The following is a 25035-nucleotide window of genomic DNA, read 5'->3' on the forward strand; positions in this document are numbered from 1 at the left end:
CGCCCCACGACCGGGGCGCCGATCTAGCGGTCGACCATGATACGGCGGTGGCGTGCGATCAGCGCGCCATCGCCAGTTTCGTATCCTCCAGCGCCAGGTCGACCAGCGTCCGCATCGCCGCGCTGGCGCCGTTCGCATCGCCCGCGGCGATCGCGTCATAGACCAGCATGTGATCGGGAATGGGATTGCGGGGCAGGGCCCGCGCACGCTGCTTGAACTGCGTCGTCCAGTTGACGGCGGCACCGATGCTCGCGCTCAGCACGATCAGCGCATCGTTACGGGTCGCCGTCAGCACCGCGTCGTGAAACTCGCGATCGGCGGCGCGTCCGGCTTCGGTGGCCAGCGTATGCCGACGCATGGCCGCCAGCGCGTCCTTCATAATCCTCCGGTCGGTCCGCTCGCGACGTTCCGCAGCAAGCGCTGCCGCCGCAGGCTCGACGATCGCGCGCAATTCGAACAGCCCGCGAACGAACGCGATGTCGGGCTCGCCGGCAAACGCCCAGGCCAGCACGTCGGGATCGAGCAGATTCCACCGGCTTCGCGGCAGGACGCGCGTACCGATCTTCGGACGGCTTTCGACCAGTCCCTTGGCGGTCAGGACCTGGACGGCCTCGCGGTAGGCGCTACGCGACACGTCGAGCGTTTTCGAGAACTCGACCTCGCCGGACAGCTTGTCGCCGGGTGCATACTCCCCGACAATATTGCGGTGCCGAGCTTGTGTGCGACCGCACCGTGAAGGCGCCGACCCGTGCCGCGCGGAACGCGGGCGACCGGGGTTTCATCGTCGTTACCGCCCTCAGCAGGCTCCTCAATGTAATCCAATTCCGTCATACCGCTTGCTCCCTGGGCACGGCCTAACAGTCCCTGTGCGATCGAGGAACGACAAAGATTGCCAAAGCCCGGCGCCGCTTATATGTCGGAGTATAGGGAGTGGATACTATGTCAGACACAAGCGCGAGCCAAGCCGAGCGTTCGGCGTTTCGATCCATCGATGCCGCCACCGGACTTGCGGTGGGTAATCCGATCGCGATCCATGGTCCAGCCGACGTCGAGGCCGCCTGCGCCGCCGCCGACGCTGCCTTCGATGCATATCGCGCGACCGCTAACGACGCGCGCGCCGATTTCCTCGAGCGGATCGGCGAAGAGATCGTCGCGCTCGGCGACGACCTGATCGCCACCGCGATGCGCGAAAGCGGCCTGCCGCGCGCACGACTGGAAGGCGAGCGCGGCCGCACCGTCGGCCAGCTCAAGCTGTTCGCGGGCGTCGTCCGTCGCGGCGGCTGGATGGGGCTGCGGATCGATCCGGCACTGCCCGATCGCGCACCGCTGCCGCGTCCCGACCTGCGGCTGCGGATGATACCGCTCGGCCCGGTCGCGGTGTTTGGCGCAAGCAATTTCCCGCTCGCCTTCTCGACCGCCGGTGGCGACACCGCGTCGGCGCTGGCGGCCGGTTGCCCGGTCGTTGTGAAGGGGCATCCTGCGCATCCCGCGACCGGCGCGATGGTCGCTGGCGCGATCGAGGCTGCGGTCGCTGCGTGCGGATTGCCGGCGGGCGTGTTCTCGCATCTGGTCGGTCCCGGCAACGACCTCGGCAGCGCGCTGGTGCAGGATCCCCGGATCGCCGCAGTCGGTTTCACCGGTTCGCGGGCAGGGGGCTTGCACTCGTCAAGCTGGCGCAGACCCGTGAAGTTCCGATCCCGGTCTATGCCGAGATGTCGAGCATCAACCCGGTCGTGCTGCTGCCCGAAGCCCTGAAGGCTCGCGGCGCGGCGCTGGGGACGGCGTTCGTCGGGTCGCTGACGATGGGCGCGGGGCAGTTCTGCACCAACCCCGGTCTCGTGCTCGCGCTCGAAGGCGAGGGGCTCGACGCATTCGTGTCCGCTGCCGCAACGGCATTGCCCGAGGCTCCTGCCGCGACGATGCTCACCAGCGGCATCCATGCCGCCTACGAGCAGGGCATCGCCGCACTTGCCAGCCACGACGCGGTGAACGAGATCGCACGTGGCAAGGCCGGCGAAGGCGTGGCTCAGGGCCAGGCGGCGTTCTTTGAGACGACCGCCGCACAGTTCCTGAGCGACAAGGCGCTGGGCCATGAAGTGTTCGGTGCGTCGTCGTTGCTGGTGCGCTGCACGAGCGAGGACGAACTCCACGCCGTACTGCGCGCCGCCGAGGGGCAGCTCACTGCGACGATCCAGATGGACAACGCTGATGCCGACAAGGCGTCGCGACTGATCCCGCTGCTCGAGCGCAAGGCCGGACGGATCCTCGCGAACGGCTGGCCTACCGGTGTCGAGGTCGCGCATGCGATGGTGCATGGCGGTCCGTTCCCGGCGACGTCGGACGGTCGTACGACCTCGGTCGGCAGCCTTGCGATCGACCGGTTCCTGCGGCCGGTGTCGTACCAGAATCTGCTACCCGAACTGCTGCCGGAGGTGTTGCGTGACGGCACGACCGCGCCGCGGCTGATCGACGGCGTTCCCGCCAACTGACCTGAAAATATCGGGGGCGAACCGTAACAGCGGCGTCCCGACTAGGAGAGAAATTGATGACTTTGCGTCTGTTGCAGCATGTTGGCGTCGATGGCACGCGCTCGGTGATCGCGGCCACTAACGAGGGGGCGGCGTTCGTCACTGGGGTCGACAGCGTTCGCGCGCTGGCCGAGCGTGCGATTTCCGCCGGTAGCGATCTCGCCGGCGCGGTTGCGGCCTGTGGAACGGGCGCTAGCGTCGACATCGCTGCCGAACTCGCCGCGGGTCGCCTGACTTCGCCGATCGATCATGTCGATCCGGCCCATTTGATCATGACCGGCACCGGCCTGACTCATCTCGGTTCGGCCGAGGGTCGCGACAAGATGCACCGCGCCGCCGCGGACGCCGAGAAGCAGACCGATTCGATGCGGATGTTCCTCGAAGGCGTCGAGGGCGGCAAGCCGGCAGCGGGGACACGCGGCCAGCAGCCCGAGTGGTTCTACAAGGGCGATGGCTCGGGGCTCGTCGCGCCGGGTGCGGCGTTCGCGATGCCCGATTTCGCCGAGGATGGCGGCGAGGAGCCCGAGCTTGCCGGGATCTACCTGATCGGTCCCGACGGCACGCCGTTCCGCCTCGGCCTGTGCCTCGCCAACGAATTCAGCGATCACGTCACCGAGCGCCACAACTATCTGTGGCTCGCGCATTCGAAGCTGCGCCAGGCATCGCTTGGCCCCGAGCTGCTGGTCGGCACGCCGCCTCAGCATATCGAGGGTGCGAGCCGCATCCACCGCGACGGTGCGCTGCTGTGGGAAAAGCCGTTCCTGTCGGGCGAGGCGAACATGTCGCACAGCATCGCCAATCTCGAGGCGCATCATTTCAAATACGATCTGTTCCGCCGTCCGGGCGACGTCCACGTCCATTTCTTCGGCACCGCGACGCTGTCGTTCGCCGACGGCGTGACGACGCGCGAAGGCGATGTGTTCGAGATCGAGGCCGCACCGTTCACGCTGCCTTTGCGCAACACGCTGACCAAGGCCGAACCGCAGCCCGTCGTCGTGAAGGCACTCTGAGCATGGCCGCTATCAGAATCGCGGTCGTCGGCATGGGCAAGATCGCCCGCGACCAGCATCTGCCGTCGATCGCCGGCAACGCCGACTTCGAGTTCGTCGCCAGCGTCAGCCCGCGCGATCCGGGCGTCGAGGGCGTTGCCAACTTCACGTCGCTGGAGTCGCTGCTCGCCGACGGTCCGGCGATCGGCGCGATCGCGCTCTGCACCCCGCCGCAGGTACGCTACGAGCTAGCCTCGATGGCGCTCGCCAAGCGCGTGCACGTCTTCCTCGAAAAGCCGCCCGGTGCGACGCTCGCCGAAGTCGATGCGCTCGAAGCCCAGGCAGCCGAGACCGGAACGACCCTGTTCGCCGGCTGGCATTCGCGGTTCGCGGCGGGGGTCGCGCCGGCCAAGGCGTGGCTCGCCGACCGCACGATCGAACGCGTGTCGATCGTCTGGCGCGAGGACGTTCGCGTCTGGCATCCGGGGCAGGCGTGGATCTGGGAGCCGGGTGGTCTTGGCGTGTTCGATCCGGGCATCAACGCGCTGTCGATCGCGACCGAGATCCTGCCGCAGCCCTTCTTCCTGACCGCCGCGACGCTGTCGACGCCCGCCAACCGCGCCGCGCCGATCGCCGCCGACCTGACCTTTCGCAGCGCCTCGGGCACGCCGATCGGCATGGATCTCGACTGGCGCCAGACCGGGCCGCAGAGCTGGGACATCACCGTCGAGACCGACGCCGGCACGCTCAGCCTCGCCAAGGGCGGCGCGGTGCTCACCCTGCCGAGCGGCACCGTGCATAACGACGACGAGGAATATCCCGGCCTCTACGCCCGCTTCGCCGCGCTGATCCGCGGCGGCCGAAGCGAAGTCGATACGACCCCGTTCACCCTCGTCGCCGACGCGTTCCTGCGCGGCACCCGCAATTCCGTGGAGGCTTTCGATGATTGAGGCAAAAATGACCCGGACTCTCAAGGGCCTCGCCGCCGCGCTGCTGCTGTCGACCGCCGGCATCGGCACCGCGCAGACCGACGCGCCCGCCACCGCACCCAGTTCGACTGGGGCGACCGTGACCGTCCACGCCGACACGCCTGGCCCGACCTATGATCGCCGCATCTTCACGCAGTTCGCAGAGCACCTCGGCACCGGCATCTATGGCGGGCTGTGGGTCGGCGAGAAGTCGAAGATCCCCAACGTCCGCGGTTTCCGCACCGACGTCGTCACCGCGCTGCGCGGGATCGGCGTGCCGGTCGTGCGCTGGCCGGGCGGCTGCTTCGCCGATGAATATCACTGGCGCGAGGGGATCGGCCCCAAGGCCAAGCGCCCGGTCAAGATCAACACGCATTGGGGCGGCGTGACCGAGCCCAACACGGTCGGCACGCACGAGTTCATGGACCTCGCCGGACAGCTCGGCGCAGAGCCGTATATCGCCGGTAACGTCGGCAACGGCACGCCGCAGGAAATGGCGGAGTGGGTCGAATACATGACCTCGCCTGCCGGTACTCTGGCGGACGAGCGCGCCAAGAACGGCCACAAGGCGCCCTGGGCAGTGCCGTATTTCGGCGTCGGCAACGAGCTGTGGGGCTGTGGCGGCAACATGCGCGCGGAATATGCCGCCGACGTGACGCGGCGCTACGCCACCTTCATCAAGGCGCCCAAGGACACGCGCGTGATGAAGATCGCGAGCGGCGCCAACGTCGACGACTATAACTGGACCGAGACGATGGCGCGCGAGCTGGTCGGCAAGGTCGATGCGCTGTCGCTGCATTACTATACGATCCCCGGCGGCTGGCCACCGCGTGCGTCCGCGACCGTGTTCGACGAGCGCGGCTGGGCCGAGACGCTGTCCGAGACGCTCAGGATGGACGAGCTGATCACCAAGCATTCGGCGATCATGGACAAGGTCGATCCGAAGAAGACGATGTGGCTCGCGGTCGACGAATGGGGCACGTGGTATGCCGGCGATCCGGGCACCAACCCCGGTTTCCTGCGTCAGCAGAACACGCTGCGTGACGCGCTGGTTACCGCGATCAACCTCAACATCTTTGCCAAGCATGCCGACCGAGTGAAGATGACCGCGATCGCGCAGATGGTGAACGTGCTGCAGGCGATGATCCTGACCGACGGCAGCAAGATGGTACTGACGCCGACCTACCACGTGTTCGCGATGTACAAGCCGTACATGGATGGCACTGTCCTGCCGATCGACATCAAGTCGCCCTGGTACAACAAGGACCAGTGGACGATGCCGTCGGTCAGCGCGTCGGCCGTGCGCGGCAAGGACGGCGTGGTGCGGATCGCGCTCTCGAACCTCGATCCGAACAAGCCAACGAGTGTGTCGGCTGCGCTGACGGGCGTGACCGCGCAAACCGTCACCGGGCAGGTGCTGACCGCGCCGACGATGACCGCGCTCAACACTTTCGAGGCACCCAATGCGGTCGCGCCGACGGCGTTCAACGGCGCGCGGCTGAGCGGCGGCACTCTGTCTGTGACGCTGCCGCCGATGTCGGTGGTGATGCTCGAACTGAAATGATCGTGACGCCCGCCGGACCAACCGGCGGGCGCACCTACCGGGAGAGAGACGATGGCCGCACCAAGATGGGCGACCGGACTGATCGCGCTGACGCTGGCCAGTAGCGTGGTGGCGCAAACCGCGGATACCCCCGTGCACGCGGGGGCCTCAACGCTAGCCTGACGGGCGACATCGCGCCGGTCCACGACCCGGTGATGATCCGCGCGGGCAATATCTATTACGTCTATGGCACCGGGCTCGACGGCCAGATGTTGAGCGCGCGCACGTCCCCCGATCTGGTCCACTGGACCGCCGGCACGCCGCCGCTGACGCGCCTGCCCGACTGGGCGACCAAGGCGGTGCCGGGCACCAAAGGCATGTGGGCGCCCGACATTTCGCGCAGCGCAGACGGGCGCTACCGGCTCTATTATTCGGTCTCGACGTTCGGCTCGAACCGCTCGGCGATCGGGCTGGCGACCAGCCCGACGCTCGACCCCAAGGCGCCCGGCTATGGCTGGCGCGACGAGGGGCTGGTGGTGATGTCCACGCATTCGGACGATTTCAACGCGATCGATCCCAACCACGTCGTCGATGCGCAGGGCCGCGAATGGCTGTCGCTCGGCAGCTTCTGGACGGGCCTAAAGCTGTTCGCGCTGAACCCCAAGACCGGCAAGCTGCTCGACCCGAATGAGAAGCCCCATGCGATCGCCCGCCGTCCCGCACCCGCCGGCGGACCCGCTCCGGTCGAGGCGCCGTTCATCATCGGCCATGGCGGCTACTACTGGCTGCTCACGAGCTACGACTATTGCTGCAAGGGCGTGAACAGCACCTATTACACCGTCGTCGGCCGATCGAAGGCGATTACCGGGCCCTATCTCGGCAAGGACGGCAGCGCGATGATGCAGGGCGGGGGGACGATCTTCCTGCGCGCCGACCTCCAGGAAAAGCAGCGCTATCGCGGCCCCGGCCACCCCGGCGTGATGCACGACACCGACGGCAAGGACTATGTCGTCTACCATGCCTATGATTCCCAGACCAAAGGCACCCCGACGTTGCGCATCGCACCGATCGCCTGGGGTGCGGATGGCTGGCCAGTTGCGGAGAATCGACCATGACGATGGATTTCACACGACGGTTGTTCCTGGCCGGTGCCGGCGCGGCGACTGCTAGCGGTGCGCTCGCACGGGTCGCGGCCAAGGCGCCGGTGCCGGTCAACCCACTGGTCCGCCAGCGCGCCGATGCGCAGGTCTTCCTGCACACCGACGGCTATTACTACATGACCGGCTCGGTACCCGAATACGATCGGCTCGTGCTGCGCCGCTCGCGCACGCTGGCAGGGCTGTCGACCGCCAATGAGCGCGTGTTGTGGCGGCACGAGAAGACCGGGCCGATGTCCGGCTTCCTCTGGGCGCCCGAACTGCACCTGATCGACGGGCGCTGGGTCATGTATTTCGCGGCAGGCCCCAGCGGCGGCGGCGAGGACGTGTTCCGCATCCGCACCTTCGCGGTGGTCTGCGACGGACCCGACGCAATGACCGGTACCTGGACCGTGCTGGGGCAATTGACGACGCCGTGGGACAGCTTCACGCTCGACTCCACCAGCTTCGTCCACCGCGGCACGCGCTATCTCGCCTGGGCCCAGCGCGAGCCGGGGATCGAGACCAACAGCAACCTCTATCTGGCACCGCTCGCCACCCCGCTGACGCTGGCGGCGAAGCCCGCGCGGCTGGCGGTGCCGACGCTCGATTGGGAGATCCGCGGCTTCAAGGTCGCCGAGGCGCCCGCACTGCTGGCGCGCAACGGCAAGCTGTTCATGACCTATTCGGCGAGTGCGACCGACGCGCGCTATTGCATGGGCATGCTGACCGCGCGCGACGATGCCGACATCATGGACCCGGCAGCCTGGACGAAATCGCCGCAGCCGGTGTTCAAGTCGTCGCCCGCGCACAAGGTCTTCGGGCCGGGCCACAACAGCTTCACCGTCGACGAGCGCAGCCGCGACATCCTGGTCTATCACGCGCGTGACTATGAGGCGATCAAGGGCGATCCGCTGTTCGATCCCAACCGCCACACCCGCGTTCAACGGTTCACGTACAAGCCCGACGGCACCCCCGATTTCGGCGAACCGGTTGCCAACGGCCCATTGCGGTGAGCGGCTTCGATCGGCGGACGTTCCTCGCCGCGGGAGCCGCAGCGGTACCCGCGGCCGCGATAGGCGCGGGCAGGAGCGCGAGCTCGAAGCTGTTGGCGCCGACCCCGCCGATGGGCTGGAACAGCTGGAACAGCTTCGCGACGACGATCACCGAGGCGCAGGCGATCGAGACTGCGACGATCATGGCCGAGAAGCTGCTGCCGTCGGGCTATGATATCTTCACCGTCGATATCCAGTGGTACGAGCCGGGGGCGACTAGCTACACCTACGCGACCAAGCCGACACCGGCGATGGACGGCTATGGCCGGTTGCTGCCCGCGCCAAACCGGTTTCCGTCGAGCGCCAGCGGCAAGGGCTTCCGCCCGCTCGCCGACCGGGTGCACGCGCTCGGCCTGCGGTTCGGCATCCACCTGATGCGCGGTATTCCGCGGCTGGCGGTGGAGCGCAACCTGCCGGTGTTCGGGACCAAGTACCACGCGCGCGACATCGCCGACACCGCCAGCATCTGTGCCTGGAACCCGGACATGTACGGCGTCGACATGCGCAAGCCCGGCGCGCAGGCCTATTACGACAGCGTGTTCGCGCTCTACGCAACCTGGGGCGTCGACCTGATCAAGATGGACGACATGAGCCGCCCGTACGACGCACATGCTCCCGAGATCGAGGCCGCACACGCCGCGATCGTCGCGACTAGGCGCCCGATCATCCTCAGCCTGTCGCCCGGCGAAACGCCGGTATCCCGCGCCGATCACGTCCGCCGGTATGCGCAGATGTGGCGGATCAGCGACGATTTCTGGGACGAATGGCCGCTGCTCGAAGCGCAGTTCACCCGGCTGGAGAACTGGAACGCACACCGCGTGCCCGGTGGCTGGCCCGATGCGGACATGCTCCCGCTCGGGCGCCTCGCGCTCGGCGCGCGCGACACCAAGTTCACGCCCGACGAACAGCGCACGCTGATGACCCTGTGGTCGATCGCGCGTTCGCCGCTGATCATGGGCGGTGACCTGCGCCATCTCGACCGCCCGACGCTCGACCTTCTCACCAACCCCGAAGTCATCGCGGTCAACCAGGCGAGTTACGACAACCAGCCGCACTTCGTCGAAGATGGCGTTCGGATGTGGTCGGCCCGTATGCCGCGCTCGAACGATCGTTATCTCGCGCTGTTCAACACAGACAAAACGACGAAGCTCGTGCAGGTTAGGCTCGATATGATCGGGCTGAAGGGACACGTCGGGGTCCGCGACCTATGGGCCCGTCATGATCTGGCAACGGCCTCGGGCATCCTGACGCAGGATGTACCATCGCATGGTGCCGCGCTGTATCGGCTCAGGTCCGGCTGATACGGTCGGCGCGTAAATTAGCTCTTGCATTGGGGCTCATCTGCTTTTAGCGAATGTCGGAGTAATAACGAGCCGATAACAAGGCCGACCGGACGCGTTAGGGAGAGGCCGCATGGCGATAAAACCGTTAATTCTGTGTTCCGCATCGATCGTAGCGCTTACGCTCGGCACCCCGGCCTCCGCGCAGGCCATCGCTACCACGCCGCAGGATCGCACCGACGTCCCGGCGACCGGAACGCCCGCCCGAACCGATGCCGCCACGACCCAGGACGTCCCGACAGCGGATCAGACCGACCAGGACATCGTCGTCACCGGCGTCCGCGCCTCGATCGTCGGCGCGCTGAACGTCCGCAAGGCCTCGACCCAGATCGTCGACTCGATCGTCTCCGAAGATGTCGGCAAGCTGCCCGACAACAACGTCGTTGAGGCGCTGCAGCGCGTTACTGGCGTCCAGGTGACTAACCGGACCGGTGGCGAAGCGGCGGCGATCTCGATCCGCGGGCTTCCCGATGCGCTGACCACGCTCAACGGCCGCAACATCTTCACCGCGGCGGGGCAGGCGTTCGCGTTGCAGGATATCTCCGCCAACCTCGTCAAGCAGGTCGATGTCTACAAGACGCGCGCTGCGGAGCAAATTGAGACGGGTCTCGCCGGCCAGATCGACGTCGCTACGCGTCGTCCGTTCGATTTCGACGGCTTCGCAATCTCGGGCCTCGCACGCGGGATCTATAACGAGCAGGCAGACACCTATAACCCGAACGTCGCGCTGCTGGTCAGCGATCGCTGGGAGACCGGGATCGGCGATATCGGTATCCTGGTAAACGGCAGCTATACGCGCACCAAATACCGCGACCAGACGATCACGGCGGGCGCACTGGTGCCGTTCGCGACCGAAACCCCGCCGGCCGGGTCCGGCCTCGCACCGCTGGAGCGCATCTTCCCGGGTGCGAACAACGAGAATTGGACACCCGGCCTCGACCGCGGGCTTGCGACCGCGCCGGGCTCGACGCTCAACATCAACGGCGTACAGACGCCGTATTACCTCTCGCGCGATGCGATCTTCAGCTCGGATCTGTACGGCAAGCGCGAGCGGCCCTCGGCGAACATCGCTCTGCAATGGGCGCCCAACAGCAGCTCGGTCTACACCGCCGAAGTGTTCTATGCGGGCTTCCGCGGCGAGACGTTCAACAGCCTCCAGTTCAGCTTCGTCGACTTTTGGGCCAATCCGCAGCCGGTCGGGCTTTACGACGGTACCAACATCGTCAAGACCCGCACCGCCAACAGCGTCTACGGCTTCAATAGCGGCGACTACAACCAGTCGAAGACCGACAGTTTCGTCTATGCGCTGAACGGCAAATGGGACGTTGGCTCGCACGGCAAGATCATCGGCGACGTCGCCTATCAGACCAGCAAGGTGACGAGTTCGTTCACCGCGATGCGGACCGAACGCACCGCCAACCAGATCAACGTCGACTTCAATGCGGGTGGCGGCATCCCGTCGTACCATTTCGACAACGACGCCCTGTTGACCGACCCGGCGCAGTGGAACATCGCCCAATTTTACGACAACGCCAATCGCGACAAGGGCAGCGCGCTGACCGGCACGCTCGACGGCTATTACGGCTGGGACGAAGGTTTCCTTCGCCAGGTCAAGGCGGGCTTCCGCTACGACAACCGCAAGGCCTCGACGTCGGTGCGGACGCAGGATGCAGGCGGTCTGGGGCGCAGTCTCTCGACGCTGCCGTCCGAGGCGCTGTTCACCAATTCCGGCTTCTTCGACGGCAAGAGCGATTCCCCGAGCAGTTGGGTGCTGCCGAGCGGCTATTGGCTGCACGACAATGCCGACACCGTGCGTGGTCTCTACGGGCTGAAGACGTCCGACCAGCTGTCGCTGCAACGCGTGTTCGACATCGATGAGACCACGCTCGCCGCCTATATCCAGGCCGACGGCGAAGTCTCGATCTTCGGGCGGCCGCTGAAGCTTCAGGCCGGCGTGCGGCACATCACGGTCGATACTGACTACAATTTCTTCGATCGCTACAACAACGGCGCGCAGACCTTCGTGTCGACCGGATCGCAGCGGTGGTTGCCAAGCTTCACCGCGCGCTACGAACTGACCGACAAGCTGCGCGTGCGGTTCAACTATGGCCAGACGTTGCGCCGGCCGAACTTCACGGACATCAACCCGAATTACAATCTGGTCGGCGATCTGACCAATGTCGGCTATGGCAGCGGCAGCGCAGGCACCGCGACGCTGAAGCCGACTCACTCGAAGAATTACGACGTCGCAGTCGAGTGGTATTTCGATCGCAACAGCGCGATCTTCGTGACGGGCTTCCGCCGCGAGGTCGACGGGCTGGTCGTGCCGCTGACGGTGCGCGAGACCATCCTGAACAACGGGATCGTCGCCGGCGCCACGAACTCGTTCGCGATCACGCGGCCGGTCAACGCTTCGAACGGCGTGCTCAAAGGCGTCGAACTCGGCCTGACCTATTTCCCGGATTATCTGCCTAGCGTGCTGAAGGGGCTGGGTTTCCAGGGCAGCCTGACCGTACTCGACTCGAAGCAGAACATCCCGCTGTCGGATGCGGCCGGCAACACCACGGGGCAGGCGTCGTCGCCGTTCTTCGGGGTGTCGGACCTGTCGTACAATGCGACCTTGGCGTATGATCGCGGGCCGGTCGGGGCGCGTCTGTCGTACATCTGGCGCAAGGCGTTCCTCGCCAACAACGAAGCGCGGCTGTTCGCCAATCCGATCGGCGTCTGGCGCAATCCGGAGAAGAGCCTCGATCTCCAGCTGACGCTGAACGCGACCGATCGTCTCGGTTTCACCTTCGATGCGGTGAACCTCCTAAAGGCGAAGCAGCAGACCTATTACAAGTTCGAGGATGTCGGCGGCCCCGACCGCTTCAATCTGGGGACGACGCTACTGAGCCGTACGTTCGCGGTAGGGGCACGCTATACGTTCAAATGATGATGGCGGGCAGCGGCGATAAAACCGCTGCCGTCCATTCGAAGGATAAGGGGATATGATCGGTCGCCTGATCGTCAGGCCGATCTTCCGTCTCGCTTAGTGTTGGGGATCGTTGCGCCATCGGTGGCAGAGTCCCCTGCTGCGGCGCCCTCCGCCGCCCGCGACATGCACCGCATAGCCCGCGCGCGGTTTGCCAACAGCGCCGTGATATGAAAACCGCATCCCCTTTTTCGAATCCGCCGATCCGAAGTTCGATGCGGTCTATCATCATCGTTGGTCGCTGAACCGCGCGCATCAGCGCGATCTGGGGGCGGACGGGTATATCTTGGCCGAGTTCATCGACGACGTCGGCCGGCAGCGTCAACCCTATGCCAGCCTGAACGTTGCGCCAACGCTTCGTGCCCGTGACTTGGCTCGGTTTGGTCTGCCACGGATCCTGGTTTTCGGTGCCGCACTACTGCCAGTTGGAGTTATACCGTTCGTGCCGCCTTCACCCATCACACCGCCTCTGGTGGCTGGTCTCGGTTCGCTGACCATGGGTTTCGGGACGGGCTTTCCGAGCACTGCAGCGATCGTGCTCATCCAAGATAGTGGCGGGCGGACGGAACGTGGTGCTGCCACAGCCTCAAATCTTTTTGCCCGCAATCTCGGTAGCACTCTTGGAACCGCGGTGCTGGGCACGGTGCTCAACGCCAGCCTTGCACGAGACCATTCGAGAAAGTTGACGCTGGGGCGATCATAGGGGCCAGCCTGGGCAGTCATGAAACGACAAAGGCTCAGTGGCTATTCAACAGGGAGCCTAGCTCGTAAATCCTAGCATTTCGCTTCCTTATAGGTGAGCTTATAGTGAAGCGGTTTGGGGAGACGAGGACTTGTGATCATAGTCTCTTCCACAAAGTCCGGCCCCACTACTCGATACACTGTGGTGCGCTCGTTGTCGGGCGCACGGAACGTTATCAAAACAGCGTCACCGCTCGCTTTCGCGGACACGTCAAAAACCTGCCCGTCGTTGAGCTTCCACTGAGTCAGCTCTCCGCTTGTCGAAACAAGGATCAGCGGCCTGGTTTCATATTTGATCGAGAACCCGCCTGGTGGACTCGAGATTCTAATCCGAATTCCATCGACAGCTATGTTAGCCTTCCGCAGCCTGCGTGAGAAATAGTCGGTGTTGGGAAGGCCGGCGGTAGCGCTCGCGATCGCTCGTTCGACGTTGTCGCTTCGTCCGCCGTCTAGGACGTAGGAACCTGAAACTACACATTGCGGCGGGCTCGCTGATCCAGAAGCCAAAATGGCAGCTCCTGTAGCCGCCGACAAAACCTCATAAATCATCGCGTGCCCCTCAAATCTTGCCGCTCGCCGTGTCGAGTGTAGTGGCGATCCGCTTTAGCGCATAGGTGGCTGACGGCGCGGCAATACGGCTCGAGGTAGCGGAATAACGAACCTCCGCTTTCTCCATCCACACCGCTTATTCACCCCATCCGGGCGCGGTGAGCCGCCATTTGTTAGTTTAACGCAAGGCCGAAACCGGGAGGCGGCACGGGAGCTCCGAATAACCGATTATGGGTCCAGTTCGCAGAAGCGGTGATTCAGCGGGCGACAAGGAGGGGCGCACCGCCGCCAAGCGAGACATGGGCGTCGATGTCAGTGCGCACCAGAGCCAGGCCGGGTACGGCAAAGCTTACATCCACTCCGTCGATTTGCTCGAAGGGTGGCATTATTTTAAAAGTGATCGGGCGGCTGGCGGTGATCGCGTAGAGCCCATCTCCACCCGCTAGCCACAAGCCATCGGCCGCCGCCGTCAGTGCGTAGAAGGGCACTGTCTCAAAAGGGAGTTTCGGTGGATCGGCAGGCCAGCTCTTCTGCATTGTGTATGGTTTGTAGTAGAGGCGTCGGACCTTGTCGCCGCACGCCTCGACCACCTGTCCGCTGGGAAAGAAGTGAACTAGGCCGACGGTGGCCACGACGCAGCCCGGGCGGCCAGGTTCGGGTCCCACGCCGTTGATCGGGCCGCCGAGTCCGGGGACTTCACTGACCACGCCAGTACTTGTATCGATGCGCTCGAGGCCGCCACCCCACTCTCCCTTCGCGAGCCCCAGCAACAGGGTCGTGCCTGTATCGAAGGGCGCTGTTCGTACGATGGGACCGATGAGCGGCGTCGAGAGGCCGACGGTGCGCTGCTGCCCGCCCGCGCTGACGACGAGGCGGCTCCGGCTCACAGCAATCACACGCTGGTCGGTGCAGCTCAGAGCCTGAACCGCTTCCCCGTTGAGGTCCAGGCGTTGCATCGCGTGCCAGGAACGATCCTCGAGGCGGGACAGCTGGCCATCCACGCCGAGGATGACCAGTGCGGCGCCCGCGACGCAGATGTCGGCCGCCGGTCCGGGCGTCGTCTCGGTACGGCGGTTGGTCTCCCTGGTGCGACGCTCGAGAGCGTGCCGCGCTCTGTAAGCAGCCAAAGGCGATCAGAGGCCCAGACCGCTCGCTTGATGAAGCGGTCCTGTCTGTGCAGCATATCCTCCGGAGTGGGGGCGGCAGGGTTCGTCGCTGCGCGCACTGCCGCTTGATGCTTGCGCACGGCTGCGGCGGCCACAGGGGCGGCCGGAACACGGAAGCGCGTCGATGGGATGGCGGCGGTGCTGATCGAGACCAGTTGCGAGCCGAGGAGGTCGATCGGAGCACGCTGCGCGATCACCTCGCGGAAGCTGACGCGCTCCGGACTGTCGGCGCCCGGGAAGCTGCTCTCCTGCATGGCCACGAGGCGCCGGTGGCCGGCCGCGAGAATTGCCAGCGAAGGATCGCGGCTGATGACCAGCGGCATGGCACCGGGATTGTGGCTGGCACCGCTGATGAAGTAGCGGGTGCCCTTCCGGCCGTTGATCGACACTGTGTCGACCGGCAGCCAAGGTTGCATGATCTCCGACGCGGGACGTATGCCCGCGCGAGCCGCAGCGGTGTCCGCAGTCCGGATGACCGTCGGGCCGCCCGGCCCGGGTCTGACATCGTAACCCTTGCCGTTGGTCCAGAGATAGTAGCCGCGATCGTCGTTTCCGGCTCGAACGTCGCCGTTTGACGCGACCTTTATGGTGAGTGCGCCTGCTGTGTTTACCGCACCCGGCCGCTGGTAAGTCGCCGTCATGTCCGCGCCCGCTTGGATGGGCGCGAGCGCAAGCAGTGCGACGCCTAATAGCGATGAATATCGTACCATCCGGCGGCAGCCTTTCTCCGAACGGCCCTACTACACCTTCGCCTCACCGAATGGGAGGGCAACAACGATCCGTGCTCAGGCTGAACGAACGTCCGAAGGTGGGGAGGGCGCTGGAGGCCACGAGTGTCTGGAAGTGGATCATTATGGCTTGCGCTAACTGCTGAGATGTCACTCAAAATGATGGTATCTATGTCCTTGAGCCAACCCCATATTTAAAAGCAAACCTAGCGGACTCTTACTTTCGCGTAGCCGTAAATGCCGAATAAGTATCAAGAAGTCGCCGAGCGCGATCGACGACGGGTTTGTCGATCAGTTTGCCGTCGACCGCAACCGCACCGAACGCGCCATCGATAGCGGCAACCACGCGGGTGGCCCAGTCCACGTCGGCGTCGGACGGCAGGAATGCCGTGTTGACGATCCCAACCTGTCGTGGATGGACACAGAGTTTTCCGCCGAACCCGAAGCGCCGGGCGTGGTCGGTGTCGCGGGCCAGCCCCGCGTCGTCGGTGAGGTCGGTCGAGACGCCGTCCACCGGTGCGGCAAGGCTTGCGCTGCGCGAGTGAAGGACGATCTGGGTGCGGACATGGTCGATCTCCGCGCCATCGCCGTCGATCCCGGCGTCGGCCTGAAAATCCACCGTGCCGAACGATAGGCGGGCGAGTCCAGGCGCGGTGACGAGGTCAGCAAGGTTGAGGATCGCCGCAACGGTCTCGACCAGCGCATGGAGCGGCTTGCCACCGGCGACCTCGTGCATCGCGATAAAGTCCGATGCACGCTCGGCCTTGGGCAGCATTAGCCCCGCGACGCCCGGCAAGTTTGCAAGCGCACGCACGTCGTCAGCATGCCACTCGGTATCCAGACTGTTGACGCGCACGAAGAAGCGCGGTTCTGTCCGGGCCGCGAGCGCATCGTGGATCGTATCGCGCGCGGCGGCTTTGCGGTCGGGGAGGACCGCGTCTTCGAGATCGATCACCACCATATCCGCGCCGCTCGCGCGCGCCTTTTCGAAACGCTCGGCACGATCGCCGGGGACGAACAGGATACTGCGGGCGGCAATGGTCATGAAAATCCTCTACAGGCCGGATACGGGATCGCGGCGGAAGGTCTGGGAATAGGAATAGCGGTCCGCGGGATGGGTATTGATCGCCATCTCGACGACCTCGCCGCGCGCGTTCAGATACTGGCGGGTCAGGCGGAGGCCCGGCGCGCCGGTCTTGGTTTCAAGCAACTCGGCGATCGGCGCGGGGATCGCCACCGCTTCGATATGCTGGCGAACCTCGGCGACGCGCTCGCCGAACTGTTCCTCGATCCGGCTGAAGATCGGCACGTCGCCGACATCGTCGTCGAGCTTCAGACTACGGAACGCGGGGTGGAGATAGATGTCCGAATAGGAGATCGGGCTGGTCCCGGCGGCGCGGCGCAGCGCCATCAGATGCAGCCAGGTCTGGCCCGATGTTGCGCCGACCTGTTCGGCGAGCGGTCCGTCCAGCGCGACCGTCTCACGCGCGATGATCGTGAGGCTGGTTTCGTTGGTGTATTGCTGGAGGTCGGAAAGCCCCTCCATCACCTGTCGGTACGCGGCCGGGCGCGACAGCCCGAGGACGCGCGTGCCGACTCCGGCCTGACGCGAGACCATGCCCGATTGCACGAGCCGCTTGATCGCCTCGCGCACGGTGAAGCGGCTCGCGCCGAACTGGTCGCAGAGCTCGAACTCGGTCGGCAGCAGCGTGCCGATCGGATAGCGCCCATCCTCGATCTCGTTGATCAGCGTCTGGGCGAGCTGCAGGTAACGCGGTTGCTGACGAAGCTGGGGCATCGGATATCCATCGGTCGCTTTGTCGGGTGATCCGGACAACAGCACACCGTCCAATGCCTTGGCGTTCGATGCAAGCGCGGGTGTCACCGTACCGCGCCGCGGGTCCGCAGAGCTGCCACGTCGTGATCGGTGTAGCCCAGCGTAGCGAGGATGGCGTCGGTATCCGCACCGAGTGCTGGGGCAGCCTTGTCCGGATGTTCGACGCCGCCCGCGCGGATCGACGAGGCGATGCCGGGCAGGGGGCCGTGCTCGGGATGCTGGAAGTCGACGATCCGCTTCGATTCCGCAAGAAACGGATTGTCGAGCGCCTGCTGGACGTCGAGCACCGGCGCGGCCGGCACGCGACCTTCGAACAGCTGCATCCAGTCCGCCGTGGTGCGGGTCGATAGCACCGCATCGAGATCGGCGTTGAACGCCGGTCGGTTCTCCAGCCGTGCGGCGAAGGTCGCGTAGCGCGGATCGGTCGCCCATTCGGGACGCTCGATCAGCCCGCACAGGACCTCGAAGAACTTCTCCTTGTTGCACATCACGAAGATCCAGCCGTCGCTGGTCGTGTAGAGCTGGCTGGGGGTGAGCGAGGGATGGCTCGATCGCGACGTGCGTTCGACAGTGACGCCGCCGTTGAGATACCATTCGGCGACATAGTTGAGATTGCCGAGCGCGACGTCGAACAGGCTGACGTCGAGATCGCGCCCGATGCCGCTCGCGCGCGCCGAGACGACGCCGGCGAGGATCGCGAGCGCGGCCGTGGTGCCGGTCATGAAGTCGACGATCGACAGACCGAAGCGCGCAGGGGGCGTCCCCGGCTCACCGGTCAGCGACAGGTAGCCGGCCTCGGCCTGCATCAGATAATCATAGCCGGGCCACGCCGCGCGGCTGCCGGTACGGCCATAGGCCGAGAGGTGGACGCAGGCGATCGCCGGGTTGAACTGCGACAGCGCGGCATAGTCGAGCCCGAGCTTTGCCGGCAGGTCGCCGCGCAGATTGTTGAACACCACGTCGGACTCCGCGACGAGCTTTTCCAGCACCGCGCGCCCATCCGCGCTCTTGAGGTCGAGGCCGATGCTGCGCTTGTTGCGGTTGAGCGATTCGTAGAAATGGCTGTCGCCCGGCGCGAAGAAATACGGGCCGACATGGCGCCCGATATCGCCGCCATCCTTGTGGTTCTCGATCTTGATGACCTCGGCGCCGAGATCGGCGAGCTGCTGCGTGCCGAACGGCCCTGCGCCATATTGTTCGACCGCGACGATGCGGAGGCCCGCGAGTGGCTGGCTCATGCGGGGTTCCGCGCGATAATCTGCTTGGCGATGATGATGCGTTGCAGTTCGTTTGTGCCCTCGCCGATCGTCAGCAAAGGCGCGTCGCGGTAGAGCCGCTCGACGTTATATTCCTTCGAATAGCCGTAGCCGCCGAAGATCCGCATCGCCTCGATCGCATTCTCCAGCCCTGCTTCGGTCGCGAAATACTTCGCCATGCCGGCTTCCATGTCGCAACGCTCGCCGCGGTCATACGCCTTGGCGGCGGCTTCGGTGAGCAGGCGGGCGGCATAGGTGCGCGTCGTCATCTCGCCCAGTTTCAGCTGGATCGCCTGATGCTCGCAGATCGGCTTGCCGAAGGTCTTTCGTGTTTGCGAATAGGCGACCGCTTCATCCAGCGCCGCCTGCGCGATGCCGACGCCGCGCGCCGCGACGTTGATCCGGCCGAGTTCGAGCCCGCCCAGCACCTGCTTCAGGCCGACGCCTTCGATCCCGCCGATCAGCCGATCGACCGGCACGCGGTACCCGTCGAACGTCAGCGCGTTGCTGTCGATGCCCTTGTAGCCGAGCTTCTCCAGCTTCTTCGACACGATGAAGCCGTCGCCCTTTTCGGCGATCAGCAGGCTCATGCCCTTGTGGCGTGGTTCCGCGGCCGTGTCGGTCTTGACGAGCAACAGGATGGTGTTGCCCAAGCCCGAATTGGTGATCCACATCTTGCTGCCGTTGACGACATAGTCGTCGCCGTCGCGCACCGCGGTGGTGCGGATCGCCTGGAGGTCGGTGCCCGCGTCGGGCTCGGTCAGGCCGATGCCGCCGCGCAGTTCGCCGGTCGCGAACTTCGGCAGGTAATGATCCTTCTGCGCCTCGGTGCCGCAGCGCTGGACCGTCATCGCCATGATCATGTGGCTGTTGATGATGCCCGCGACCGACATCCACACGGTCGAAATCTTCTCGATGATCCGCGCATAGGTCAGCGTGGAGATGCCGAACCCGCCGAATTCGGGCGCGATCATCAGGCCGAACAGCCCCATCTCCTTCATCGTGTCGACGATCTTCTGCGGATATTCGTCGTCATGCTCGAGCTGGTGGACGAACGGCCGAACATCGGTTTCGAGGAATTTGTCGATCGAATCGAGGATCATGATCTCTTCGTCGGTCATCGCGCCATCGGCGGCGATCGCGTTTGCCAGGGTCATACGGATACTCCTTGAGGGCAGTGGCGCCGGCGAGGATGTCGCCGAGCGCGGAAGCGGGGTGTCGGTCCATGTCGAGTACGGCGGCGCGGATGTGCGCGGCGCGCGTCGCGTCGACCGTGCGCGTTGCGTTCTCGAAATATTTGGCGTCGATGTCGGCGTTGCTGAGCGGCCGGTCGGACGCACCACGGTTGATCGCCTCGCGGTGGCGGAGCATCCGGCCGTCGTTGGTCTCGACGATGACTTCGCCGGTGAAGTGCTTGGGATAATCGCTGTCCGGGTCGATCGCGTACTCGACGCGCGTCGCCAGATCGAGCACCGCCGGGTCGTTCAGCGCCGACGAGATCGAGCGCATCGAGCGTGAACTTGCCCGTCAGCAGCGCAGTCGCGACCGTATAGGGAATCGAGAATTGCGCGTCGTAGCCGGTGCGGGGCGTCCGCTTGGGGGCGACTGGCTCGCAGACGATCGGGATGACCGCCTCGGGCACCAGCACGATGACCTTGGCGATGTCGGCCGCGGTCAGGTCGTATTCCGTGCGCAACGCGATCGCCGCATCGACCGCGGCATGCGTCATGTGGCACGCGGGCAGCGGCTTTACCGATACCGCCTCGATTTCCCAGATCTCGCCGAGCGCTGCGGTCGCCTGCGCAAGCAGGGCAGGGGCAGCGTCGCGCAGATACAGCGCATATAGACCGAACCGCCCTTCATACGCAGCAGGCGGTCCGACGAAGCCGCGCTTGGCTAGCGTGGCGGCGGTCAATGCCGAGCTCGCCGCCCATCCGGGATGCAACCGCTTGGTCCACGCGCCGTCGGCCAGGAATTCGAGACTCCCGCCGGCCATCGACAGCACGATCCCCTGCGCCATCGCGATCTGCTGTGCATCCAGCCCGAGCAACCTGCCGGCCGCAAGCGTCGATCCGAATGCACCGATCAACCCGGTCGGGTGGAAGCCGAAGCCGTGAAACCCACCAGCGCCGACGGCGGCGACCCGCGTCAAAACCTCCATAGCCGCGATATAGGCGACAAGCAGGTCGGCGCCCGACACGCCGGCCTTGTCCGCTGCAACGAGTGCGGTCGGGAAGGCACTGACGGTCGCGTGGATGATCCCGCGCGAATGCGTGTCGTCATAGTCGAGGCCGTGCGTGACGAGCCCGTTCATCAGCGCCGCGTCGCGCATCGCCAGCGTACGGCCATAGCCGAGTACCGGCGCCGTGCCGCTGCCGAGATCGCCCGCGGCGGCAAAGCTCGCTTCGGCCCAAGGCGCACCGACCGCTGCGAGCCCGGTTCCTACCGAATCCAGGATCAGGTGCCGCGCGCGCTCCCGGACCCGTTCGGGAATGGCGTCGAGCGTCAGGCCAGTCGCGAAATCGGCGAAGGTTTGCGAGAGTGTCACTTGGCGGCCCCCCGGTAACCAGCGACTCGTCGGCGACGTCATCGAGCGACTGACCGGTGGTCTCGATGTTCAACAGGCCGACCGCGGCGATCATGCAGGCGAGCACCACGCCGACCATGCCGAGCACGCCCTCCAGCCCGAAGCGCTCGAACAGCGCGACGGTGGCATAGGGTGTGACCATCGACGCGGCGCGCCCGCACATGCCGGCGAAACCGGTACCGCGCAGCCGATAGGCAGTCGGGAACAGCTCGGGGATGTAGGCGAACAGCGCCAGCGTCACGAGCGTGTAGATGCTCGACACGAGCAGGAAGCCCGTCAGCGGCACCATCAGGTTGCCCTGCGCATTCGGATACAGGAAGCCGAAGATCATGATCGCGACGGCCGCCGCGATCAGCGAGGCGCGGCGCGAGATGCGGTCGGCGATGCCGATCGCGACGATCGCACCGAACACGCTGCCGAACGACATCAGCGTCGTGTACCAGAGCGAGGTGACGATGCCGGTGCCGTGGCTGACCAGGAAGGTCGGCAACCACGCGACGAAGCCGTAGACCGAGACGTTGACCGCGATCGCGGCGAGCGTCGCGGCGATCAGGCGGCGGCGTAGTTTGGAGCTGAACAGCGCGCTGAGCGGTGCGTGGACCTTTGGCACGACGCGGATTTCGGGGACGGCGACGAGGGGGCCCTTGTGCTTGACGACGTCGGCTTCGATCTCGCGCAGCGTCGCCTCGGCCTCCTCGTTGCGCCCGACCGACTCCAGCCAGCGCGGCGATTCCGGCATCTTCTTGCGCATCACCCAGACGATCAGCGCGAGGATGCCACCGATCGCGAACATGTAGCGCCAGCCGAGCGTCGGGATGACGATATAGCCGACCGAGGTCGCGACCAGCAGGCCCGAATTGACGACCATCCCCATGATCGACACCCAGCGACCGCGATAGGCGGGCGGGATGAACTCGCCGAGCGTGCCCGCCGCGACCACCAGCTCGGCACCGAGGCCGATACCCATGATGAAGCGGCAGACGATCAGGAACGTCATGTTGGGTGAGAAGATCGCCGCGATCGACGCGAGCCCGAACAGCGCGAGATTGAACTGGTAGGACGCGCGACGCCCGAACCGATCGCCGACATAGCCGGCCATGCCTGCGCCGATCATCATGCCGAGGAACGTCATCGACATGAACACCGCGGCCTGCGCCAGCGTCGAGAAGCCCTCCGCCTTCAGCGCGGCGATGACGCCACCCGCAAGATAGACGTCGAACGCGTCGAGGAACGCGCCCGCGCTGATAAGCCCCAGGATACGCCAGTGGAATCGGGAGATGGGCAGACGGTCTAGCCTGGCTCCTGCGTTGACGGCGATGGTATCGGCCATGGGGCTACCTCTCTTCGGAATGACGACGGGCCGGGTCTTCGTTGGTCGAAGCTCTCGCAGACCGCGCGGGGGACGTCCGGTCACCATCAAGGGCAACCGATTAAGTCGTTCGGTCGGGCTATTTGTCGTCGGGAGATTCGCCGCGTTTGTAGACCAGCGAGTTGCGCGTGAACTCCATGATCTGCTTGGCGTCCTGATTGAACGCGCGGGTTCGGGTGGTGACGATCCCCTGCGTCGGCCGCGACTTGGACTCGCGGATCTCGAGCACCTCGGTTTCCGCGGTCAGCGTGTCGCCGCCGAATACCGGGTGGGTCAGCTTGATCTCGGTCCAGCCGAGATTGGCCGGCGACTTGCCGCTGACGTCGTTGACGGTCATGCCAAGCACGATCGCCAGCGTCAGCCCGCTATTGACCAGCAGCCGCCCGAATTCGCTCTTGGCGGCATATTGCGCATCGCAGTGCATCGGGTGCGCGTTCATCGTCATCAGCGAGAACTGGATGTTGTCCACGTCGGTGATCGTCCGCCCGGGGCGATGCTCGTAAATGTCGCCGACCACGAAATCCTCGAGATAGCGGCCATAGCTCGCGCGGTAACGCTGCTCGCCAATTTTGATAGCCGAAAGGCTCATACATCCTCCTTATCGCTTTGTACGGACATTATCGAACTTATGGTATGCTGGCAAGTCGAAGCGAGCAGTGGGTTGGCGTCAGAACGCCACTTCGGCCCTTGCTGCGAACGTGTCGCCGCTATCGCGCCCGATGAAGCTGCCGGTGCGGTTGTCGGTACGGAAATGGGTATAGTCCGCCATGAATCGGAAATTGTTCGTCAGCGACCAGTTCAGCCCGAGCGTACCCGCCGTACCGGTGCCGCCGAGGGGCAGGCTCGAGCTGTCGAGATCCTCGTAGCGCACGACCGCTTCCAGCGCGCCCCAGCCGCCATCAAGTACCGAGTTCAGGACGTTCGGCGCGACATAGGTGCCGCTGCGCGCAGAATAGGTCGGCGTCTCGCCGGTGATCCAGAACCCGCCATTGACCGACAAGGCCTTGATCTTGCCGCTGCGGAACGTCGAGGTCGGGCCGCCATGCACGGTCCGCTGGCCATATTCGCTAAACGCGTAGAACGGCCCGAGCGTGCCGCCGAGTTCGAGCCCGAACGCCTTCGATCCGTCCGCGCCGGTCAGTGCCGCGGACTCGACACGGACGCTGTTGTTGAGCGCCCCCGCCATGCCCTGCGCGAACGTGGTCGGCAGCGTCGTGTCGGGAATGTTCTCGCTATACGCCCAGCCGCCGATGTGGATCAGGCCATGCTTGGTGAGGATCGGGTTCCAGTGCGCACGGCCCAGCAGCATGCGGTTGTCGCTGCGCGTGAAATCGCTGTCGATCGCATCGCCGTGCACGCCGAAGCTCGCATGCCAGTTCTTGCCGCCCGCGCGGCCGACCGCGCCCATCAGGAAGACCTTGCCGCCCTGCGTCGCGAGCGCGGTGGTGTTGATATTGGTCGTGATGAACGGGTTGGCGGTCGAGGCGGTGCCGATGTCGATGCCGCGGTCGGTGATGAGATTGCCGAACCGGACGTCGGCGTCGGTCTTGCCGAACTTCTGGCGGTAGCCGACGAACGCCTGCACGACCTCGGTCGCGTTGCGGCGGAAATCGGTCTCGAACTGATAGAACAGGTGATCGCCGATCGTGCCGATCGCGCCGACGCGGAACTGGCGCAGCGTCGAGACGGTGATGTTGCGACGGTCGAAATCCGACCCGCCGGTAGACGAGATATCCGCCAACAACCGCCCGCGCATCTTGAAGGTGAACTTCCCGTCGCGACTGCTGAACACGGGGGCACCCCGGCTCCAGTCGACCGCGAGATCGGCGGGCAGCGCGACCCCGCCGGCGTTCACGACCTGTGCGTTACCGACCGGTACGGGAGCTATCTTCGCGCCGGGATCGGCCGTCTGGTTGGCGACCTGCACGCGGGTCGGCGGCAGTATCGGGTCTGCCGTTGGCGGGGCTGTCAGTGGCGGGGCTGCTGGTGACGGTGCATTCGCGGCAAGCGCACGGCCGGCTTTCGCCTTGGCATTGGCGATCAGCGTATCGGCACGCTCGCGGCTGACCAGCTTGTTCTCGACCATCTCGTCGATCAGCGCCAGCATCGTCTGGTACGACGGATCGGTATCGAGCGGAGACGCGGTCTGCGCCCGGGCTACCGATGGCAGTACCGCGAGCAACGCGCACAGCGATACGGCGTACGAATGACGCATACAGACATCCTCTCAAGATCGGGATCGTCCGTCTTCCGCGGCGCGACATCCTGG

The 25035-nt window shown here is 65.4% G+C and carries 15 protein-coding genes and 6 pseudogenes; 9 read left to right on the forward strand and 12 right to left on the reverse strand.

The window, feature by feature from the left end; translation table 11 throughout:
* Positions 1-58: 58 nt before the first annotated feature.
* Positions 59-831, reverse strand: a pseudogene (locus tag QP164_RS03800) (FadR/GntR family transcriptional regulator).
* 108 nt (positions 832-939) lie between these two features.
* Between QP164_RS03800 and QP164_RS03805 the strand changes: the two are divergent.
* The 9 genes and pseudogenes from QP164_RS03805 to QP164_RS03845 all read left to right on the forward strand — a co-directional run bounded on the left by QP164_RS03805 (position 940) and on the right by QP164_RS03845 (position 13236).
* Positions 940-2489 (forward strand): annotated as a pseudogene (locus QP164_RS03805) (aldehyde dehydrogenase (NADP(+))).
* 56 nt (positions 2490-2545) lie between these two features.
* Positions 2546-3538, forward strand: coding sequence for an AraD1 family protein (gene araD1 / locus QP164_RS03810; protein ID WP_333922193.1), 993 nt, complete (start codon positions 2546-2548; stop codon positions 3536-3538).
* A 2-nt stretch (positions 3539-3540) separates the two neighbouring features.
* Positions 3541-4467 (forward strand): Gfo/Idh/MocA family protein, encoded by a 927-nt coding sequence (locus tag QP164_RS03815; protein ID WP_333922194.1) that lies wholly within the window; start codon positions 3541-3543, stop codon positions 4465-4467.
* Between the two features lie 7 nt (positions 4468-4474).
* On the forward strand, positions 4475-6049 hold the full coding sequence (locus QP164_RS03820) for an alpha-N-arabinofuranosidase (RefSeq protein WP_333922195.1): 1575 nt from the start codon (positions 4475-4477) through the stop codon (positions 6047-6049).
* Between the two features lie 51 nt (positions 6050-6100).
* Positions 6101-7143 (forward strand): annotated as a pseudogene (locus QP164_RS03825) (arabinan endo-1,5-alpha-L-arabinosidase).
* Positions 7140-8174: pseudogene (locus QP164_RS03830) on the forward strand (glycoside hydrolase family 43 protein); the annotation flags it as partial. The pseudogenes QP164_RS03825 and QP164_RS03830, both read left to right, overlap by 4 nt.
* Positions 8171-9520, forward strand: a complete 1350-nt coding sequence (locus QP164_RS03835) for a glycoside hydrolase family 27 protein (protein ID WP_333924175.1) — start codon at positions 8171-8173, stop codon at positions 9518-9520. The pseudogene QP164_RS03830 and the gene QP164_RS03835, both read left to right, overlap by 4 nt.
* A 112-nt stretch (positions 9521-9632) precedes the next feature.
* Positions 9633-12494 (forward strand): TonB-dependent receptor, encoded by a 2862-nt coding sequence (locus tag QP164_RS03840; RefSeq protein ID WP_333922196.1) that lies wholly within the window; start codon positions 9633-9635, stop codon positions 12492-12494.
* A 325-nt stretch (positions 12495-12819) separates the two neighbouring features.
* Positions 12820-13236 carry a hypothetical protein gene (locus QP164_RS03845; protein WP_333922197.1) on the forward strand — a complete coding sequence of 139 codons (417 nt, stop codon included), beginning with the start codon at positions 12820-12822 and terminating at the stop codon, positions 13234-13236.
* Positions 13237-14080: 844 nt separating this feature from the next.
* Here QP164_RS03845 and QP164_RS03850 read toward each other — a convergent pair.
* The 11 genes and pseudogenes from QP164_RS03850 to QP164_RS03895 form a co-directional block, all read right to left on the reverse strand.
* Positions 14081-14779, reverse strand: a complete 699-nt coding sequence (locus QP164_RS03850; protein ID WP_333922198.1) for a hypothetical protein — start codon at positions 14777-14779, stop codon at positions 14081-14083.
* The gene (locus QP164_RS03855; RefSeq protein ID WP_333922199.1) at positions 14737-15630 is read right to left on the reverse strand and encodes a hypothetical protein; all 894 of its coding nucleotides are present in this window, start codon (positions 15628-15630) and stop codon (positions 14737-14739) included. The genes QP164_RS03850 and QP164_RS03855 overlap by 43 nt, the downstream gene beginning before the upstream one ends.
* A gap of 304 nt (positions 15631-15934) precedes the next feature.
* Positions 15935-16762 carry an HpcH/HpaI aldolase/citrate lyase family protein gene (locus tag QP164_RS03860; protein WP_333922200.1) on the reverse strand — a complete coding sequence of 276 codons (828 nt, stop codon included), beginning with the start codon at positions 16760-16762 and terminating at the stop codon, positions 15935-15937.
* Positions 16763-16771: 9 nt separating this feature from the next.
* Positions 16772-17515: a GntR family transcriptional regulator gene (locus QP164_RS03865; protein WP_333922201.1), complete on the reverse strand. Its 744-nt coding sequence runs from the start codon at positions 17513-17515 to the stop codon at positions 16772-16774.
* Positions 17516-17598: 83 nt separating this feature from the next.
* Positions 17599-18792 carry a CaiB/BaiF CoA transferase family protein gene (locus QP164_RS03870; protein ID WP_132896611.1) on the reverse strand — a complete coding sequence of 398 codons (1194 nt, stop codon included), beginning with the start codon at positions 18790-18792 and terminating at the stop codon, positions 17599-17601.
* Positions 18789-19931 carry an acyl-CoA dehydrogenase family protein gene (locus tag QP164_RS03875; protein ID WP_443027473.1) on the reverse strand — a complete coding sequence of 381 codons (1143 nt, stop codon included), beginning with the start codon at positions 19929-19931 and terminating at the stop codon, positions 18789-18791. The genes QP164_RS03870 and QP164_RS03875 overlap by 4 nt, the downstream gene beginning before the upstream one ends.
* Positions 19843-20319 (reverse strand): hypothetical protein, encoded by a 477-nt coding sequence (locus QP164_RS19750; RefSeq protein WP_443027474.1) that lies wholly within the window; start codon positions 20317-20319, stop codon positions 19843-19845. The genes QP164_RS03875 and QP164_RS19750 overlap by 89 nt, the downstream gene beginning before the upstream one ends.
* Position 20320: 1 nt before the next feature.
* Positions 20321-21400 (reverse strand): annotated as a pseudogene (locus QP164_RS03880) (MmgE/PrpD family protein); the annotation flags it as partial.
* A gap of 4 nt (positions 21401-21404) precedes the next feature.
* Positions 21405-22814 (reverse strand): annotated as a pseudogene (locus QP164_RS03885) (MFS transporter); the annotation flags it as partial.
* 31 nt (positions 22815-22845) lie between these two features.
* Positions 22846-23355, reverse strand: coding sequence for a MaoC family dehydratase (locus QP164_RS03890; protein ID WP_333922204.1), 510 nt, complete (start codon positions 23353-23355; stop codon positions 22846-22848).
* A gap of 78 nt (positions 23356-23433) precedes the next feature.
* Entirely contained in the window at positions 23434-24981 is a 1548-nt protein-coding gene (locus tag QP164_RS03895) for an OprO/OprP family phosphate-selective porin (RefSeq protein ID WP_333922205.1), read from the reverse strand.
* Positions 24982-25035: the final 54 nt, after the last annotated feature.

It is taken from the genome of Sphingomonas sp. LR59, assembly GCF_036855945.1.
Classification (GTDB): Bacteria; Pseudomonadota; Alphaproteobacteria; order Sphingomonadales; family Sphingomonadaceae; genus Sphingomonas.